Source organism: Paraburkholderia strydomiana (assembly GCF_046030495.1).
GTDB classification, from domain to species: domain Bacteria; phylum Pseudomonadota; class Gammaproteobacteria; order Burkholderiales; family Burkholderiaceae; genus Paraburkholderia; species Paraburkholderia strydomiana_A.
In genome coordinates this window covers 17,850-35,775 of sequence record NZ_JAQQCJ010000005.1, presented here as the reverse complement: position 1 = coordinate 35,775, position 17,926 = coordinate 17,850, and the positions used below count along the sequence as shown (strand labels likewise).

General features: G+C 63.0%; 13 protein-coding genes and 1 riboswitch. Of the genes, 2 read left to right on the top strand and 11 right to left on the bottom strand.

What is annotated here, in order from left to right:
* Positions 1 to 99: 99 nt before the first annotated feature.
* Positions 100 to 1,227 carry an MBL fold metallo-hydrolase gene (locus PQQ53_RS08660; protein WP_408323683.1) on the bottom strand — a complete coding sequence of 376 codons (1,128 nt, stop codon included), beginning with the start codon at positions 1,225 to 1,227 and terminating at the stop codon, positions 100 to 102.
* 83 nt (positions 1,228 to 1,310) lie between these two features.
* Between PQQ53_RS08660 and PQQ53_RS08655 the strand changes: the two genes are divergently transcribed.
* Complete coding sequence (locus tag PQQ53_RS08655; RefSeq protein ID WP_408139493.1) at positions 1,311 to 1,940, top strand: TetR/AcrR family transcriptional regulator; 630 nt, start codon at positions 1,311 to 1,313, stop codon at positions 1,938 to 1,940.
* Positions 1,941 to 1,983: 43 nt separating this feature from the next.
* Here the strand turns inward: PQQ53_RS08655 and PQQ53_RS08650 are convergent, their stop codons facing one another.
* From PQQ53_RS08650 to PQQ53_RS08605, 10 genes are all read right to left on the bottom strand, one after another.
* The gene (locus PQQ53_RS08650; RefSeq protein ID WP_408139495.1) at positions 1,984 to 2,751 is read right to left on the bottom strand and encodes a bestrophin-like domain; all 768 of its coding nucleotides are present in this window, start codon (positions 2,749 to 2,751) and stop codon (positions 1,984 to 1,986) included.
* Positions 2,752 to 3,202: 451 nt separating this feature from the next.
* Positions 3,203 to 5,011, bottom strand: a complete 1,809-nt coding sequence (gene atzF, locus PQQ53_RS08645; RefSeq protein ID WP_408323681.1) for an allophanate hydrolase — start codon at positions 5,009 to 5,011, stop codon at positions 3,203 to 3,205.
* A gap of 19 nt (positions 5,012 to 5,030) precedes the next feature.
* Positions 5,031 to 8,630, bottom strand: a complete 3,600-nt coding sequence (gene uca, locus PQQ53_RS08640; RefSeq protein WP_408323679.1) for an urea carboxylase — start codon at positions 8,628 to 8,630, stop codon at positions 5,031 to 5,033.
* A 174-nt stretch (positions 8,631 to 8,804) separates the two neighbouring features.
* On the bottom strand, positions 8,805 to 9,446 hold the full coding sequence (locus PQQ53_RS08635; RefSeq protein WP_121323585.1) for an urea amidolyase associated protein UAAP2: 642 nt from the start codon (positions 9,444 to 9,446) through the stop codon (positions 8,805 to 8,807).
* A 15-nt stretch (positions 9,447 to 9,461) separates the two neighbouring features.
* Positions 9,462 to 10,166 (bottom strand): urea amidolyase associated protein UAAP1, encoded by a 705-nt coding sequence (locus PQQ53_RS08630; protein WP_408323677.1) that lies wholly within the window; start codon positions 10,164 to 10,166, stop codon positions 9,462 to 9,464.
* A 16-nt stretch (positions 10,167 to 10,182) separates the two neighbouring features.
* Positions 10,183 to 10,974 (bottom strand): ABC transporter ATP-binding protein, encoded by a 792-nt coding sequence (locus PQQ53_RS08625; RefSeq protein WP_408139502.1) that lies wholly within the window; start codon positions 10,972 to 10,974, stop codon positions 10,183 to 10,185.
* Complete coding sequence (locus PQQ53_RS08620) at positions 10,971 to 11,786, bottom strand: ABC transporter permease (RefSeq protein ID WP_408139504.1); 816 nt, start codon at positions 11,784 to 11,786, stop codon at positions 10,971 to 10,973. Before PQQ53_RS08620 ends, PQQ53_RS08625 begins: the two co-directional genes overlap by 4 nt.
* Positions 11,787 to 11,821: 35 nt before the next feature.
* Positions 11,822 to 12,892, bottom strand: coding sequence for a putative urea ABC transporter substrate-binding protein (locus PQQ53_RS08615; RefSeq protein ID WP_408139506.1), 1,071 nt, complete (start codon positions 12,890 to 12,892; stop codon positions 11,822 to 11,824).
* A 58-nt stretch (positions 12,893 to 12,950) separates the two neighbouring features.
* A riboswitch (guanidine-I (ykkC/yxkD leader) is annotated at positions 12,951 to 13,050 on the bottom strand.
* Between the two features lie 761 nt (positions 13,051 to 13,811).
* Positions 13,812 to 15,416 (bottom strand): adenosyl-hopene transferase HpnH, encoded by a 1,605-nt coding sequence (hpnH, locus tag PQQ53_RS08610; protein WP_408323891.1) that lies wholly within the window; start codon positions 15,414 to 15,416, stop codon positions 13,812 to 13,814.
* A gap of 455 nt (positions 15,417 to 15,871) precedes the next feature.
* Positions 15,872 to 16,675, bottom strand: a complete 804-nt coding sequence (locus PQQ53_RS08605; RefSeq protein ID WP_408323675.1) for an alpha/beta fold hydrolase — start codon at positions 16,673 to 16,675, stop codon at positions 15,872 to 15,874.
* 143 nt (positions 16,676 to 16,818) lie between these two features.
* Here PQQ53_RS08605 and PQQ53_RS08600 point away from each other — a divergent pair, with 143 nt between their 5' ends.
* Entirely contained in the window at positions 16,819 to 17,724 is a 906-nt protein-coding gene (locus PQQ53_RS08600; RefSeq protein ID WP_408151830.1) for a LysR family transcriptional regulator, read from the top strand.
* Positions 17,725 to 17,926: the final 202 nt, after the last annotated feature.

Below are 17,926 nucleotides of genomic sequence, written 5' to 3'. Positions count from 1 at the left end.
CCGGCTCGTATATCGCTTGTCTTGCCTGAACCGGCCGGTCTCTGAGCTTGCCCTCATGACGACGCCGAACGGCTGGACGTCGTCAACGACCGGTGCGTTTCACGAATTGGCCTGCCCGGCGTTGCGACAGGCAAACCAGCGCCGCGACGTCTTCGGCGCATCGACGGTCTCGACGACCTTGCGCCACCAGCGCTCGCCTCGATGCGGCGCGCCGAGGTCCAACCGCTCGCCCATGCGCGGCGTCGACAGGGTGATGCCGCGCGCGGCGGCCAAGCCGATCACGCGTTCGAACGGCTCGTGCCAACGGTGCATCGCCAGATCGAAGGTGCCGTTGTGAATCGGTATGAGCCAGTCACCGCGTAAATCGACATGCGCCTGCACGGTGTCTTCGGGCTGCATGTGCACGTACGGCCATTGCGCGTCGTAAGCGCCCGTTTCGATGAGCGTCACGTCGAACGGACCGAGCCGCTCGCCGATTGCCTTGAAACCATCGAAGTAGCCCGTATCGCCGCTGAAAAACACGCGCAGATCGTCATCGACGACGACCCACGATGCCCACAACGTACTGTTGCCGTCGAACAGGCTGCGTCCGGAGAAATGCTGGCCGGGGGTCGCCGTGAATTCCAGTCCGTCGATCTGCACGCCCTGCCACCAATCGAACTGGCGCACCTTGCGCGCGTCGATACCCCATTCGATCAACCGGTCACCCACACCGAGCGGCGTGAGAAACACGGCCGTGCTCGCGGCAAGCGCGAGCACGGTGTCGCGATCGAGGTGGTCGTAATGGTCGTGCGAGAGAATCACGCCGCGCAGCGGCGGCAAATCGGCGAGCGCGATGGGCGGCGCATGAAATCGCTTGGGGCCGAAATTCCGGAACGGCGAGGCGCGTTCGGCGAACACCGGATCGGTCAGCCAGAACTGGCCGCGCAGCTTGAGCAGCATCGTCGAATGCCCGAGCCGATACAGACTGCGATCGGGCGCGGCGTCGAGCTGTTCGCGGGTCAGCGCATCGACGGGCAGCGCGCCGGACGGCACCGTGCCCGAAGGCTTGTTGAGCAAGACGTTCCACGCAATGCGCAGGGTCTTGCCGAACCCTTCCGCGGGACGCGGCTTGACGTTGCGAAAGCGCTCGCCGTCATGCTGCGCCGACGAACCGGACAACTCGCGCCCGCGTTTCGCCGCGGTGAGACCCAAAGCACGGCTGATGGAACCGATGAACGATGTCATAGGAAATGCCTGGATACAGAAAGTAGACTGGATAGTGTAGTTTATTATCCTGAAAAGTAAACTACCCGGTGTAAAATTCTGCGATGGACCCGAATGTCACGCCCCAACGCCTCACCGATCGCAAGCGCCTCGCCGTCATCAGCGCGGCCATCGAAGAATTTCTCGCAGCCGGTTTCGATGCGACCAGCATGGACCGCATTGCCGCTCGCGCAGGCGTTTCCAAGCGCACGGTCTACAACCATTTCCCCAGCAAGGAAGCGCTGTTCGCGGAGATCCTGCGGCAGTTGTGGGACGCCAGTCATATGGGACCCGCGCCGGCTTATCGCGCCGACCAGCCGTTGCGCGCGCAGTTGCTCGAACTGCTGTCGCGCAAGCTGACGCTGATGAACGACGAAGCATTCCTGTCGCTCGCACGCGTGGCCATCGCGGCGGGCATTCATTCGCCGGAGCGTGCGCGGGACATGGTGACGCGCCTGGGCGAACGCGAGGAAGACCTGACCGTATGGGTGCGCGCGGCCGCCGCCGACGGACGTCTCAGCACATCGGACCCGGTGTTCGCCGCACATCAGTTGCAAGGTCTCGTGAAGGCGTTCGCGTTCTGGCCGCAGGTGACGATGGGGCAGCCTTCTCTCAGTCAGGACGAACAGAAGCAGGTGGCGGAGTCGGCGGCGGATATGTTTCTGGCGCGTTATGCGAGGGCTGGGGCGGGTTGAGGGCGGTTATCTTGTGTGCGGCCGGTGAGCGTGTCGAGCGGCCTTACGGTCTGTGCAGAGATTGCGCCGTGCTAATGAGATTTTGCGGCACGACACGGATGATGCCGTTGCGCGGAGTATCGATGTCCGCAATCAACATGAACGAGATAGACACGGTCAACGGCATGATCATCAGGAAGCGAGCTTTGCCGCTCCGGTTTTTCGCCCCATAGCCCACCAGTACGTTGGCGAACACGCCGATCAGCATCATCATTATCCAGGCCGCCACGGGGATGCGATTCGACCATGCCGCCTGGGTATAGCCCTGGGTGTTGATCACGTCGTTCATGCCCGCAACGGCGAGCGCGACGACGGGGTTCGGCTGGGCGACGGCGCCACTCCTCGCTGCGGACCACAACTTGTCTTGCAGTTCAGAGGTGGCGGCATTGATCTTCTCGACGCGTTGCGTGTCGCGAGTCTGGTAGTACTCGATGCGCAATTCGACATACCTGGCGAGGTCCGAGCGGATCGCGGCGGCCGCCGCTTCCGGCAAGAGATCCGCGCGAATGAACTCTGTGCCGATCGCGTTGGCTTCTTCCTCTTCGTAGTTCTTTCGCTGATCGTAACGACCTACCGCCATCGACAAGCTGAAACCGATGACCAGCGCGAGCAGCGTCAACGTGGCTCCCTGAACGGTTTTGAAGTCGTCGCGCGTGTCTTCATCGAGCGCCATACGTTTTCGCAGAACCGAGTGCCCGAACCAGGCCGCCAGCGACATGATCACGAACGAAACGACCAGCAGGACAAGGGGATGCCTGATGACTTGATGCATGTATCGCTCCCTATGAAGGCACACGCTGGCCACGTGGCAGCCACGACGCGAAACGGCGGATGCACGACATTGAACCCGTGGCACCTCGCAAGTTGCTAATCATGAGGTATCCGCACCGGACCGAAAAACAGGGTCCTGAACCTGTGACGGCTGATCAATGTTGCCCGCTCGGCGATCACACAATACCTGAGGACCCTGTGTCACGGGCCCGCAAGCACGGGCAGTTTGTTGCCGGACTCAGGGCGTGCTTCGTGGCGATCAGTTCATTACACATGGTGCGTTCCGCCCTGCTCGCGCAGGGATCAATGTAGCGGTCATCCGCGCGAAAGAAAAGGGCCAAATCTTGTATTGCCCTCAAGGGTCGATGGCGCCGTACCAGCTCCCATGCAAATAAAATGAGCGGTAACCAGGCATGGCTACCGCTCAAGGACGCATCCGCCCACCACACGCGCTATTTGCGCCCGCTAGCGAGCCATGCTCGCCAGCCGCCGAACTCCGTAATGTCGGTCCCGACTTCCAGGCCATAACCTTCGCACACAAAGCCGGTCACCCACGTACCATTCGCCAGTTCGACCTTCCCTAGCGCAAGCGGAGAGGGAATCGTCGTGAGGAACGAGCCCAATTCCAGACTGGGCATCTCCCAGACTTCGATCGCGATCGCCGCGCCGCCGTCCGGCACGCGCCGCATGCCGGGCCGCCTCGTGCCATCCGGCGTGGCCGCCAGCGCGGACAAGCGATAGCGCGGCGCGGTTTGCGTCGCCTCTACGAGGTGTGCGCCGCGGCAGACCAGATCGCGATTGAGCGGCAAACCCTGCATGTGGGCGCCGCACACCGCGACACGTACCCGATCGTTGGCCGCCGTCGTCGGTCGCTCGCTCGCCTCGGGTTTGCCGCCCCCGACACATTCGACACCGCTTGCTCGCTGCAGCAGATCGGCCACACTCAACAGATACTGATCCGTGAACGCGCGGCCGAACACGGTTACGCCCCATGGCAGGCCATTCGTCATGAACGCGGTCGGTGTCGCGACGGCCGCGTAGTCGAGCAGATTCACGAAGTTGGTGTAGTAGCCAAGCAACGAGTTCGGCCCGATGGGGTCGCGCTCCAACTCTGCCAGCGTGACGGGACGCGGATAAGTCGGCGTGAGAACGAAGTCCAGTGATTCGAGCGCGGCGTCGCAGACGGCCTTCAGCGCTTGCAGCCGGTATTGCGCGCGAAACAGTTCGACTGCCGTGGCGCCCGGCGCCTTCGCCAGCACGTCGCGGATGACCGGCAACACGGCCTCCTTGTTCGCTTCCATCAACTCGCCCGCCACGCTGTAGCGCTCCGCGACCCATGGGCCTTGATAAAGCAGGTTCGCCGCTTCGACGAACGGCGCGAAGTCGATCTCGACCGCCTCGCCGCCCGCCGCTTGGAGCAGCGCACGGGCCTTCGCAAACAACGCCGGACTTTCGGCACAGCCCGCGAATTCGAGTTGCGACGGCACGCCGAAGCGGAAAGCCGCGAGCTTGCCGAATGCACGCGCGTCGTTCCATTGCGGGTTCTCGCGGCTGTATGCATCGCGGGGATCGGCTTGCGCTGTGAGTGCGAGCAGGTCGCTCGCTTCGCGCGCGGTCGCCGTGAAGTAGGTCACGCAATCGAGCGTGCGGCAGGCCGGCACGACGCCGCCGGTGGACAGCACACCTTTGGTCGCCTTGAGTCCTACGAGGTTATTGAGCCCTGCCGGCACGCGGCCGGAGCCCGCCGTGTCGGTGCCGAGCGCAAAGCTCGCGACGCCCAGCGCGACGGCCAGAGACGACCCGGCACTCGATCCGCCCGACGGATAGTCGGGATGCACGCTGTTGCGGCACTTGCCGTACGGTGAACGCGTGCCGTTCAGGCCGGTGGCGAACTGGTCGAGATTGGTCTTGCCGAGCGGCACGGCGCCCAGCGCGATCAGCCGCGCGACGAGCGTCGCCGACTCGCCTGGCGTATAGGCGAACGCGGGACAGGCGGCGGTGGTCGGAATCCCGGCCAGGTCGATGTTGTCCTTGATCGCGAACGGTATGCCATACAGCGGCAATGCTTCGATATCCTGTGTTTCCAGCCAGTCCAGATACGGCGCGACTTCCGCTTCGCCCAGAAGGTGGATGAACAGATGAAACTCGGGATTCAGTGCAGCGGCTTTTTCCCGCAGCTCGCCAACCAACTGGCGCGGCGTGAGCGTCCCGGCACGGTAAGCGGCGCGTAGCGTAGACAAACGCAGATCGAATGAAGACATGGATGTTTTCCCCGGAAAATCAAAGACGTTCGATGACGGCAACGCGCTGCCCCGCGCGTACCGCGGAGCCAGGCGCCACGTGGATTTCGCCGACGGTTCCCGCACACGGCGCGCACACGGAGATTTCCATCTTCATCGACTCGATGACAAGCAGCACGTCGCCTGCCTCGACCGTGTCGCCAGAGTTCACGCGCACTTGCCAAAGGCTGCCGGCAATCTCGCTGTCTACCGCTATTTCGCCATCTTTCAGCGGCGCCAGTTCCGCGTCCTCGGCAACCGGCGCATCAAAGCTCTCTTCCACCGTGCCCGCTGCGCGCCAGCGCTCACGTTCGGCCTGAAACGCGGCCTGCTGACGCGCGCGGAATTGCTCGATGCCCGCCGATTCGCGCGTGAGGAACGTTTGATAGTCGGCCAGCGACAACTCGGTTTCCTCGATCTTCAACGGATAGCGCCCCAGCGGAAAGTCCGCGCGAATCCGCAGCAACTCGTCGGCAGGGACTTCATAGAAGCGAATCTGATCGAAGAAGCGCAACAGGTAGGGCCGTCCCGCGAAATCCGCGACTTCGCGATAGCGGTTCCACATCTGCAACGTGCGGCCGACGAACTGATAACCGCCTGGCCCCTCCATCCCATACACGCACAGATACGCGCCGCCGATGCCGACCGAGTTTTCCGCCGTCCACGTGCGCGCCGGGTTGTATTTGGTCGTCACGAGCCGATGGCGCGGGTCGAGCGGCGTCGCGACGGGCGCACCGAGATACACGTCGCCGAGCCCCATCACGAGATAGCTGGCATCGAACACGATCTGTTTGACGGCATCGATCGAGTCGAGATCGTTGATGCGGCGGATGAACTCGAGATTGCTCGGGCACCACGGCGCATCCTTGCGCACCGTGGTCATGTATTTGTCGATCGCCAGCCGGCACGCGGGATCGTCCCACGACAGCGGCAAATGCACGATCCGCGACGGCGCGCGCAAGTCCTTCTCCAACAGGACGTGCTGCCACGCGCGCTCGACGATTGCAAGCAACTGCGACAGCGGTAGCGTCTCCGGCTGATAGTGAATCTGCAGCGAGCGGATGCCGGGCGTCAGATCGATTACGCCAGGCAGCGCCATCGATTCGAGCGACTGCATGAGCGCATGGCCGCGAAAGCGCAGCACGAGATCGAGTTCCGCCGGGCCGATTTCGAGCAATAGATGCGTGTCACCGGAAACACGCGCGACGAGCCGTTCGCGATCCGCACCGGTATCGAGAACAATCGGCGAGACAAGCGCGGCGGGCTCGGTGAATTGCGGCGTTGCGTCGAATTCGAGCGTCTGCAATTCACGCAGACGTTGACGCGCCGCCTCACGCGCCGCATCGATGTGCACCGGCACGAAGCGCACCTTGTCGCCCGCTTTTAACTGGCCGATCTGCCACAGATCCGCCTCGATGATCGTCACCGGACAAACGAAGCCACCCAGGCTCGGGCCATCGGGTCCGAGAATCACGGGCATGTCGCCGGTGAAATCGACGGCGCCGACCGCATACGGGTTATCGTGAATGTTCGACGGATGCAGCCCCGCCTCGCCGCCGTCCTCGCGCGCCCATTCCGGCTTCGGTCCGATCAGACGCACCCCGGTGCGGCTGGAGTTGAAATGGATCTCCCATTCGGTGTCGAAAAACTGCTCGATATAACGCGGGCTGAAGTACTCCGGCGAGCCGTGCGGACCATAAATCACGCGCAGCGTCCGCACCGTTTCCAGCTCGGGCACGTTGGCGAGCGCCGCGCCCGCTTCCTCGTCCTGCAGCGGGTGAAGATGCAGGACATCGCCCGCGCGCAGCGCCCGCCCGCCATGTCCGCCGAACTGGCCGAGCGTGAAGGTGCTACGGCTGCCAAGATACACGGCGACATCGAAGCCGCCGCGCACGCACAGATAGGCACGCGCACCCGCGCCGCGAATCGTGCCGAGCGCGAGCGTCGAACCGGCGGCGACAAAGAGCGTCGTGTCCAACGGCTGTTCGATATCGTCGAGCAGCACCGGCAGACGCGCGCCCGTCACCGTGACGACCGCATCCGTGTTGAAGCGCAAGGTCGGCCCGCTCATGGTGATTTCGAGCGCGGCGGCGTCTGCGGCATTGCCGAGCAGCCGGTTGCCGAGCCGCAACGCGCGGTCATCCATCGGACCGGAAGGCGGAATGCCGACCGCCCAGTAGCCGAGACGGCCCGGATGATCCTGCACGGTCGTCTGCGTGCCGCCGCTGACCACTTCGATCGTGCTCGCGCGATACTTGAGCCCTTCGAGACAGCGCGTCCACGGTTCGCCCGACGCAAACGGGTGATCGTCGAGAATCTGCCGCAAGTAGTCGCGGTTCGTCTCCACGCCGTAGATGCGCGTGTTCCGCAGCGCGTCGTTGAGCGCCTGGCGCGCCGCGTCGCGCGTCGGCGACCATGCAATCACCTTCGCCAGCATCGGGTCGAAGTAAGGCGGCACTTCGCAGCCCGCTTCCACCCACGTATCGATGCGCAGTGCGCGGCCGTCCGCGTGCGCAAACGCGACATCGGTCAGCAAGCCGGGACACGGCTTGAAATCGCGGCCCGGGTCTTCGGCATAGAGCCGTGCCTGAATCGCGTGTCCCCGCGGCTGCAAACCCGCGGCGAGTTCCTGCAACGGCGCGAGCGAGCCCGCCGCCAGTTCGATCATCCAACGCACGAGATCGACGCCCCAGACCTGCTCGGTCACGCCATGCTCGACCTGCAGGCGCGTATTCACCTCGAGGAAATAGAACTGCTGCGCGGCGCTGTCGTAGACGAATTCGACGGTGCCGGCCGAGCGGTAATTCACCGCCTTCGCGAGTTTCACGGCGGCGGCGCACAGGGCGGCCGACATACCGTCGGGCAAACAGGGCGCCGGGGTTTCTTCGAGCACCTTCTGGTTGCGCCGCTGCACCGAGCAATCGCGCACGCCGAGCGCAATCGCATCGCCCTGGCCGTCGCCGAAAACTTGCACTTCCAGATGCCGTGCCCGCTCGATGTACTTTTCGAGGAACACGCCGGCGTCGCTGAAGTTGTTCTGGCCCAGACGCTTGACCACGTCGAAATGCGCGCCCAGTTCCTCGACGCTCCAGCACACCCGCATGCCAATGCCGCCGCCGCCCGCCGTGCTTTTCAGCATCACCGGATAGCCGATCGCGGCTGCCGCATCGAGCGCGGCGGCGAGGTCATCGAGCAAGCCGGTGCCTTCGAGCATCGGCACGCCCTCTTGCGCCGCGATGGCACGCGCCGTGTGCTTCAGACCGAAGGCGCGCAATTGCGCCGGCGTCGGTCCGATGAACGCAATGCCCGCCGCTTCGCACGCTTCGCCGAAACTGGCGTTCTCCGACAAAAACCCGTAACCCGGATGGATCGCCTGCACGTTCTCGCGGCGGGCGATCGCCAGAATCTTTTCCGTATCGAGGTAGGTGGCCGACGCGGCGCCATCGCCGAGACCGTGCGCGATGGGCGCCTCGCTCACATGAAGGCTCGCGCGATCCGCTTCCGCGTAAACAGCCACACCGGTAACGTCGAGTTCGCGCAGCGTTCTAAGGATGCGGCACGCAATCGCGCCGCGATTGGCGATCAGGATTTTCTCGAACATGAAAGGGATCTTGATTCATGGGCGGGCCGTCCCGCCACGTGGGAATGCATGCCGCGGTCGTCCGCGGCAGAGGTCCGTGTCAGCGATCTGCGTGAGTCAGTTGTTCGCGCGTGCAGGTGCAGCAGCGTCCCGAGCGAACCAGCATAACGAAGTAAAACCAGTTGCGGATACGCTTCAGTTCCATATCAGCAACTCCGCGGGCGTCGGGTTGTAGGCATTGCACGGATTGTTCAGCTGCGGGCAGTTGGAGATCAGCACGATCACGTCCATTTCCGCGCGCAATTCGACGTACTTGCCCGGTGCCGAAATGCCGTCTTCGAAAGTCAGGCCCCCTTCGGACGTCACCGGCACGTTCATGAAGAAGTTGATGTTCGCGCCGATGTCCTGCTTCGACAAACGTCCGTCGTGTGCACAGGCGCGCAGGTAGTTATCGCGGCAGCTATGCATGTAGCGCTTTTCCAGCGCGTAGCGCACGGTGTTGCTCTCCTGCGCGCACGCGCCGCCGAGCGTGTCGTGACGCCCGCAGGTGTCGGCGACGATCGTCAGCATCGGCTTGCCGAGGTTCGAATAGAGCACGGTGCCCGTCGTCAGGTACAGGCTTTTCTGCCGGCGCAGCGTGCGTTGCGGGTCGAAACGCTCACGCGGATCGGCGAGGCTGAAGAACAGCGTGTCGACGGCCTGATTGCCTTCCAGATCGAGAATGCGCAGCGTCTGGCCGGCCTTCAGTTCGTGCAGCCACGGTTCACCGGCCGCGAGTGTCTCGCGAAAGACCGCGTGTTCGGCGCGTTTGTCGCTAGCTGTCAGCGTCGTTGTCATGATGTCGGGCTCCGCTCAAAGAAAGAAGCGATCGGTGTTGATGAAACCGCGCACGTTTTCCTCACATGCGGTTCGGCACAGTTCGGCGACGTCGCGCTCCGCGTGGCTCAAAGCAAGCTTGACCGGCTTGGGCGCATATTCAGGATTCGGATCGAGCGGATGCTGGATCGCGGTGAGCACGACGAGCGTGTTCATCGGCGCATACAGGTCGACGTAGTCGCCGGCCTTCGAATTGCCGGGCACGAAATTCAGCGCGCCTGCGTCCGTGACGTCGACACGGCTGAAGAGGTTGAGCGTCATCAGCAGGTCCGAGATGCCGAGCCCCCACTTGCCCATCTCGACGAGCAGATTGTCGGTGCCGTTGCGATAGAACGCGTTGCGCAGTTCCTGATAGCGGCCCGCTCCGTAGCGTTCGTGCACTTCTTCCGCGTTCGATACGCCGCCGATGCTGTCGTGCCAGCCGCAGGTGTCCGCCACGATCGCGGCCAGCACACGGCCCATATCGGAGTACAGGCAATGACCGGCCGTGAGTTTCGCCGTGTGCTGGCACTTCAGCGTGTCGGGCAGGTTGAGCCGTTCGCTCTTCTCGTTTGCGTTGATCAGCATCACGCTGAGGTTCGCGCCGCCGCGCAGGTCGGTAATGCGCAGCGACTGGCCGCGCTTGACGATCAGTGAGGCATGGCCGCCGCCGGGGACGGTTTCTTCGAGTAGCAGATCCATGAGGTTAAGACTCCTGTCAGGCTGAGACCGCTTCGACACGGGACGCGCCTTCCACCACGGCCTGGGCCATGTGAAGGGACGACGCGGAACCGCGGCTATGGTCGAGCGGAATGTTGTAGGTGATGCGCGCGCCGTAGGCGCCGGGTGCTTGCGGATCGACACGGACCTTGTCGAACACCAGCACGCGGCTGCCCAGCGTGAAGCCTTCCTTCAGGTCGTGTGTGACCATGAAGATCGTCAGCTTCGATTCGCGCCACAGGCTCAGCAGCAATTCGTGCATGTCCTTGCGGATACCGGGATCGAGCGCGCCGAATGGCTCATCGAGCAACAGGACGCGCGGCTTCATCATCAGCGCCTGAGCAATCGCGAGGCGCTGTTGCATGCCGCCCGAGAGTTGCTGCGGATATTTGTCCAAGGCCGCGCCGAGCCCCACGCGCTCCAGCATCGCGGCGGCCTCGTCGCGCGCCGCACGGCGTCGCGCACCGAACAGACGGCCCGTGAATTTCGCGCGCGGCAATTCGAGTCCCAGCATCACGTTGCGAATCACCGTGAGATGGTCGAACACCGAATAGCGCTGAAACACCACGCCGCGATGCTCATCGGGTTCGCCGGGCAACGGTTCGCCGTCCAGCAGAATCTCGCCGCGCGTCGCGCGCTCCTGGCCGAGCAGCAGCCGCAGGAACGTGGACTTGCCGCAGCCCGATGCGCCGACCATCGAACAGAACTCGCCTTCTTCGATGCGCAGGTTCAATCGTTCGAGCACGACCTGATCGCCGTATTCCTTCCAGACGTTGCGAACTTCGATCATCGTGCGCCTCCGCCATACCAGGGAAACGACCATTGCGTGAGGCGGCGCAGCAGTTCGTCGGTAAGCCACGCAAGCAGCGTGATCCACGCCACGTACGGCAGGATCACATCCATTGCGAGGTAGCGGCGCACCAGAAAGATGCGGTAGCCGAGGCCGTCCGTCGAAGCAATCGCCTCCGCCGCGATCAGAAAGAGCCACGCCGCGCCGAGCGACAGACGCATCGCCACCAATAGACGCGGCAGCAATTGCGGCAGCACGAGACGCAGAATCAACGTCCAACTGGTCGCACCGAGCGTCTGCGCCTTGACCCATAACTCGGTGGGGATTTCACGGGCCCGCGAATGCAGATCGCGGATGATCATCGGCGTAATGCCGACCACGATCAGCACCACCTTCGACAATTCGTCGAGCCCGAACACGATGAACAGAATCGGCAGCACCGCGAGCGGCGGGATCATCGAGATCACCGTGATGAACGGTGAAAACGTTGCGCTCACCAGCGGAAACGAGCCGGTCGCGATAGCCGCCACGAGAGCAATCACCGCACTCACGACGAGGCCGATGCCGAGCCGCCGCAAGCTCGATACCGTATCGGCCCACAGCAGATACTCGCCCGTGCGCTTGTCCTCGGTAAAGGCGACCTGCTTGATGGCGTCGCTCATTTGCGTCGCGCCCGGCAGCAGCTTGTCGTCGGGGTTGAGCTGAAGCCGCATCGACGACCCGGTGAAATAAATCGCTATCAGCACGATGAACGGCAGCAACAGCAGCATCAAGCCGCCGCTTCGGCTGGGATATCGATTGATGAGTCGCATGGCTGCCCGCCTTGTGAAATGCGTGGGTGTGTGCGTCAGAGCTTGCCCGCCGCCGCCATCTCGACGTAGGTCGGATCGAAACGCAGCTTGACGTTGCTCTTGTTGCCGATCACGACGCCCTTGTCGAACGCCATGCCGACCACGTCCGCGCTTTTGGCATCCTGTCCGAGCAGACCGTGATCGAACGAGAATTTCGCGACGCGCGTCATGATCTTCGGCATGTCGGGGCTGGTGACGAAATCGAGTGCGGCTTGCGGCGTGTAGAAAAGCGCGGTGGTCGACAGTTGGCCCTTGAAGCCCGCGAGATCGGTGCCCGATGCCTTGGCCATCGCAGTGAGCGCGGTGGTGCTGTCGGCGTTATTGGCGTGCATCAATGCGACCATTTCGAACCATGCGCCCGTCAGCGCTTTGCCGAGTGCGGGGTTGTCGTGCAGGGTCTTGGTGTTGACCACCATCATGTCCATGATCTCGCCGGGGATCTTGCTCGAATCGAAGACTTCGGTGACGTTCGGCTGTGCCTTCAGGTCGGCAAGCATCGGGTTCCACGTCACCGCGTTGTGGACCGCGGGCGTCGCGAACGCGCCGGCGATGTCGGCATCGGACGTGTTCACCACTTTGAGGTCGCGCTCGCTCATATGGGCGCTTTCGAGCGCGCGCGCCAGCAGATAGTGCGAAACGGAGAACTGAACCAGATTGATCTGCTGGCCCTTCAGGTCGGCGAGCTGCTTGCCCTTGCCCTTGATGAGCACGCCGTCGTTGCCGTTCGAATAGTCGCTGACGATCAGCGCCGTCGAATCCACGCCGCCCGAGGCGGGGATGGTCAACGCATCCATATTGGTCATCGCGCAGCCATCGAACTTGCCGGCGGTGTACTGGTTGATGGATTCGACGTAGTCGTTCAGTTGCACGACATCGACGTTGATGCCGTATTTCTTCGCCCACTTCGAGACGATGCCCTGGGTTTTGGCCTGCCCCCACGGCATCCAGCCCGCGTAGATGGTCCAGCAAACCTTGAAGTCGGTACGGCCCGCGGCAAACGCGGAGGTGGAGGCGAACGTGGCGAGGGAAACGGCGGCGATGCCGAGAAAGCGAACGAGCTTGCGCATGAGGTTGACCTCGGAAGGGACAGTTAGCGACGGCAGGGAGCAGCGCAAACATCGCGTTCTCTCCCGGGCTTTTGTCCCGCCGTGTAACCTCGCCTGAGGTCGACAGCTCTCGGACCAGCGCCTGCGTGAAGCAGGCCGGAACCCTAGCCATCCATTTCCAGATTGTGTTTTGAACCGGATGATGCGCCGGCTCCTTGCCCTTTCTGTTAAGCGAGAAGTGTGCCAAATAGGAACAGGTGCGTTTTCTGCACGGCGCTGCGGGTGCCTGCCCCGCCTGGGTGACGGCGTGCACGTTGGCGTGCTGAACTGGCACCTTATTCGTGCATAGCTATTGGGCCTTCAGCATGATTGATGCGCGCTGGATTGGGAAATGGTCGTGCTTCTGACGCCGCAGGTGGTCCGATTCAAAGATAAGCATACCGAAGGAATTACCGTGAAACCCACCGCCCTCGTCTCGGGCGCCACCGGCTCGACCGGCAGCGCCGCCGCAAATCGCGGCAATCGTCAGTCAAACGCTCGGCAAGAAAGTCCGCTACAGGCAGATCACGCCCGAAGAGTGGGTGCAGACCGTATTCGGTAGTGAGTTTCCGTTCGGCGCGCAGCACCTCCATGGCATTGTCCAGGCGCATGCGGCAGGCCACATGGCCGGCATCAATGGGACACGATGGAGAAGCTCACGGCCCACAGGCCGGAGTCCGTAGCGGAATTCGTCGAGAGGAACCGCGACGCTTTCAAATAAGGTCGGCAACAGCTCGCCACAATAACGTGGTCTCGCTTGCTGCCGCTCCCATTCACCGGCCGATTAGCGGGACCGGTGTCAAGTGGGCGGAGGACGGCGGCCAACCGCCGCCGGTTTTCAATTGGACACTGTGGTCCGCAAGGGCGCCAGCCGGGCATCCCCGCTGGCTGCCCTCAGCTGTCATTCATCCAGACATTCAGGCTCGATCTGGATGTTCTTTTCGCCCGCGGCCTTCTTTTCCCAGTAACGTCTGACCCAGTTTTCGAAGGTCTTTCCGGCCGCCGTGTCCTTGCCGGTGAAGGCGATGGAGCCGATCTCCGCGTACGGGATCACGTCTTTGGTCTGCTTGCCGGTCGGAATGATCCGAACGAAGCAATCCTTGAAGGCCGCGCCGTATTGGCGGTCGTACAGATAGCCGGCGACAGTCGAGCCATCTTTGCAGGTGATCGTGACGTCGCCACGATAATCGAAGGCCTTTTCCATCGCCTCTCGAACTGCCGCTTCAGTCGTCAGTTCCGGCGTCCAGCCCTGAAGATGCTGGTGCTCCGTACCAGCGGCCGTCTCCATCTGATCCGGAGCGACTGCAGCGGCCGTCGGCGCGGCGGCGTGGGCCGCTTCGCCCTTCGCGGCTTCCGCGCGCGGCGCCGTGGGGACGAACACCATCGGCACTTCGTGCGACGTCTTCTTCCATCCTGCGAGTATTTCGGTGGCCTCGCGATCCTCATAGCGATCGAACAGCATCGCCTTGACCGTCTGGAACAGGCCCTTGAACGAGCCAAACGTGTAATTCACGCCGCTCGCCTCGTAGCCCGAGTGCACCATGCAGTTCGCGCACTTCGGATTGCCGCTCTCGGTGCCGTACTCGGACCACTTCACGCTTTCCATCAGTTCGTCGAAGCTGTCGGCGTAGCCATCCTGGAGCAGATAGCACGGCTTTTGCCAACCGAAGATGCTGTAGGTGGGCATGCCCCACGGCGTGCAGGTGAGGTCCTTCTTGCCCATCAGGAATTCCATGAAGATCGGCGACGCGTTGAAGCGCCAGCTCTTCTTCCGGTTCGACAGGATCGAGCGGAACAGTTTCTTCGAACGCGCGCGGCCAAGGAAGTGCTTCTGGTCGGGCGCCTTGTCGTACGTATAGCCGGGAGACACCATCATGCTTTCGACGCCCGCTTCCATCATTTCATCGAAGTGCAGGCGGACGCTGTTCGGGTCCGCGCCGTCGAACAGCGTCGTGTTGGTGGTGACGCGAAACCCTGCCGCGACTGCGGCCCGCACGCCTTCCATCGCGATGTCGTAGCCGCCTTCACGGCACACCGCAAAATCGTGGTGCTCGCGCTGGCCGTCCACGTGCACCGAGAAGGACAGATACTTGCTGGGCTTGAAAAGGTGCAGGTTCTTGGCAAGCAGCAAGGCGTTCGTGCACATATAGACATACTTCTTGCGCGCGACGAGGCCGGCGACGATCTCCGGCATCTGCGGATGCAAAAGCGGCTCACCGCCCGGAATCGCGACCATCGGCGTGCCGCATTCCTCGACCGCCCGGAAGCATTGCTCAGGCGTAAGCTCCGACTTCAGCACGTGCGCCGGATATTGAATTTTCCCGCACCCGGCACACGCCAGATTGCAGCGCATGAGCGGCTCAAGCATGAGGACGAGCGGATAACGGCTTCGCCGCATCAGCTTCTGTTTCAGAACGTAGGTAGCGACTGTCCACGCCTGCGAAATTGGGACTCCCATGCTGCAAATACTCCTAGATAACCGGGTTACCGTGCGGCCGACCCGCACTGTGCTCAAGAAAAAGCTGAATGTTTGATTCGGAAGCGATCATGTGCCGAATCATGTCGAACGCGTCCGCGCGCTCAGCGTCGGTGCCGGCCGGGATAAGTTCGACTTTGCGCGCAATGATCGCACAAACTGCGCCGCCGGGTTGGAAGCGGCCGCAGACGGCTTGTAACGCCCGCGGGCACCCGAAGCGACCCGGCGCGGCAGTGAGGTTGAATGGGCCCGCTCCGGAGCGTTGCGACCGGCGCATGCGGGTCGATCTTTGAGCCGTGGTCGTGCGGCTCATATCAGCCGGGAATGACGCTTCGACCCTATGCCCCGCGTCGCCGCAAGCGGATTCCGCATCGGGCGGCATGCCGACAGGATTGCCGCGTGGTCAGGCCGGTTCCGCCAACAGCCGCCGCGCGACGTAGCCGACTGCGCGGCCGAACCGACAGCTGACCGCCCGCCTCGAGCCTTCAAGTCGCGGGGGATAGCACGAACTTCACGACCGCGTCGACGAATTCCTGCGGAAACTCGATGTTCGAGAGATGGACCGCGGGCAGCACGAGCAATTGCGCGCCTGGAATCGTCTTTGCCATCTCCACGCCGTAGCTCGCCGCCGTCACCGTATCGTGCTCGCCCGCGATGACCAGCGTAGGCCGTGTGATGCGCGCGATATCCTGGCGCATGTCGGCTTCCTGCACGGCGCGCCATGACCCAACCAGACCATGACGGTTGGTCGCGAGCAGCATCGCACGGAATGTTCCCACCGTCGCGCCAGGCGCCTCTAGCATGCTCGCCGGAAACCAGTTGCGCAGGAATGCCTCGGCCGTGGCGGTCATGTCTTCGCCCTGGAGTGCCTCGGCGATCGGTGCCTCGAATCTGTCCGCAGGCCCGAGATAGGACGCTGTATTGCTGAGCACGAGCCGGTCAATCCGTGTCGGCGCGTGTATGCCCAGCCACTGCCCGACAATGCCTCCCAGCGAGAGCCCCAGGAAATGCGCCTGCCCGATGCCAAGCGTATCCATCAGTTCGAGAACATCCTGCCCCAGCCGCGCAAGCGGATACGCTCCGCCAGGAACGCTCGACGCGCCATGTCCGCGGGCGTCGTAGCGCAGCACTGAGAAATGACGGCTCAGTTCGGCAATTTGCCCGTCCCACATGCGCATCGTCGTACCGATGGAATTCGACAGCACCAGCACCGGCTTGTTGTCGCGCCTCTCCATCCGGTAGGCAATGCATGCGCCATCGGAGACCGGGAAATAAGAGAAATTGTCCATCAAGCTCTCGCAAAAGAAACGCCGCGTCACGCGGCCACCCCGGCCGCGGGTCGTCACGGCGCAGGCCCAAGCGCTGGAGTATGGGCAAGGTCGGGATCCGATAAAATTACAAAGTCCGGATATTCTTTGTCAGGAAAAGTGATATGTCCGATTTCGCCCTGCACGATCTCAAATGCTTCGATGCCGTCATTCGTACGGGCAGCTTCCAGGCTGCGGCGGCCGCCTTGCATCGATCCCATCCGGCAGTGTTCGCTGCGGTGGCGAGGCTCGAACACCAGGCGGGGCTGAACCTGCTCGATCGAGGCGGCTACCGCGTGAAGCTAAGCGATGCGGGGCGCTCATTCCACGAACGCATGAAGCGACTTCTGTGCGAAGCCGAGGGTTTGCGTCAATACGCGGCGCAACTGGCCATGGGCGAGGAGAGCGAACTGCATGTGGTGTTGGGCGACCTGTGCCCACGCCCGGCCGTGCTCGGGCTGCTTGCGCGCTTCTTCTCGACGTGCCGGCACACGCGACTGAATCTGCATTTCGAGACGGTCGGCGGTCCGCTCGAACGCCTCAAGGCACGCGACGCCGACCTCATGTTTCACCGCGTCGACACCACAGACCCGTTACTGGAGTGGATCGCGCTTTGCAAAGTCCGGCTGATTCCCGTGGCCGCTCCGAGCCTGTTACCGGCGTCGCTAGCCAGAGCGCTACGCCCAGAAGATCTTCGCGACTACACGCAATGTGTCATGCGCGATTCGGCCCGCGCGCCACGTGACGAGCATTTTCTGGTCATCGAGGGAGCGCACCAGATCACGGTTGCGGACCAGTTCATGAAGAAGGATGTGATTCTGCAGGGCCTCGCCTGGGGGCATTTGCCGGATTTCCTGATCGGTGAGGAAATCCGTAGCGGCGCACTGAAGTCCATTGCCGGCCGGTCCTTTCCCGGTCATACGGAAACGGTCGTTGCTGCTCGACGCAGCGACGGGATTCACGGTCCGGTCGCCGAGCGACTGTGGGCTTATTTGCAGGCGAATGCGCCGATTGCCGCCTCTGCGCCATGAACGAGTGCAATGGTGAACGGACTGCCGATGAGCGGGCAATGGGCCGATGGCCGTTCAACGGACGTCTTTGGTGAGTTCGGCTGCCACGGGGCAACCGCCGAACACTGAGTCGGCGCGCTATATGACGATCCACGAAAAATTGCCGCGCGCATGCCCGTTGATCAACTTTGTTAATGGCTCGAACGGTCTACCTGAGCCGGTC

Bases quoted from the DNA above. Each gene is read 5' to 3' on its own strand.
- PQQ53_RS08660 (WP_408323683.1), bottom strand. From the start codon at position 1,227: ATGACATCGTTCATCGGTTCCATCAGCCGTGCTTTGGGTCTCACCGCG.
- PQQ53_RS08655 (WP_408139493.1), top strand. From the start codon at position 1,311: ATGGACCCGAATGTCACGCCCCAACGCCTCACCGATCGCAAGCGCCTC.
- PQQ53_RS08650 (WP_408139495.1), bottom strand. From the start codon at position 2,751: ATGCATCAAGTCATCAGGCATCCCCTTGTCCTGCTGGTCGTTTCGTTC.
- atzF (WP_408323681.1), bottom strand. From the start codon at position 5,011: ATGTCTTCATTCGATCTGCGTTTGTCTACGCTACGCGCCGCTTACCGT.
- uca (WP_408323679.1), bottom strand. From the start codon at position 8,630: ATGTTCGAGAAAATCCTGATCGCCAATCGCGGCGCGATTGCGTGCCGC.
- PQQ53_RS08635 (WP_121323585.1), bottom strand. From the start codon at position 9,446: ATGACAACGACGCTGACAGCTAGCGACAAACGCGCCGAACACGCGGTC.
- PQQ53_RS08630 (WP_408323677.1), bottom strand. From the start codon at position 10,166: ATGGATCTGCTACTCGAAGAAACCGTCCCCGGCGGCGGCCATGCCTCA.
- PQQ53_RS08625 (WP_408139502.1), bottom strand. From the start codon at position 10,974: ATGATCGAAGTTCGCAACGTCTGGAAGGAATACGGCGATCAGGTCGTG.
- PQQ53_RS08620 (WP_408139504.1), bottom strand. From the start codon at position 11,786: ATGCGACTCATCAATCGATATCCCAGCCGAAGCGGCGGCTTGATGCTG.
- PQQ53_RS08615 (WP_408139506.1), bottom strand. From the start codon at position 12,892: ATGCGCAAGCTCGTTCGCTTTCTCGGCATCGCCGCCGTTTCCCTCGCC.
- PQQ53_RS08605 (WP_408323675.1), bottom strand. From the start codon at position 16,675: ATGGACAATTTCTCTTATTTCCCGGTCTCCGATGGCGCATGCATTGCC.
- PQQ53_RS08600 (WP_408151830.1), top strand. From the start codon at position 16,819: ATGTCCGATTTCGCCCTGCACGATCTCAAATGCTTCGATGCCGTCATT.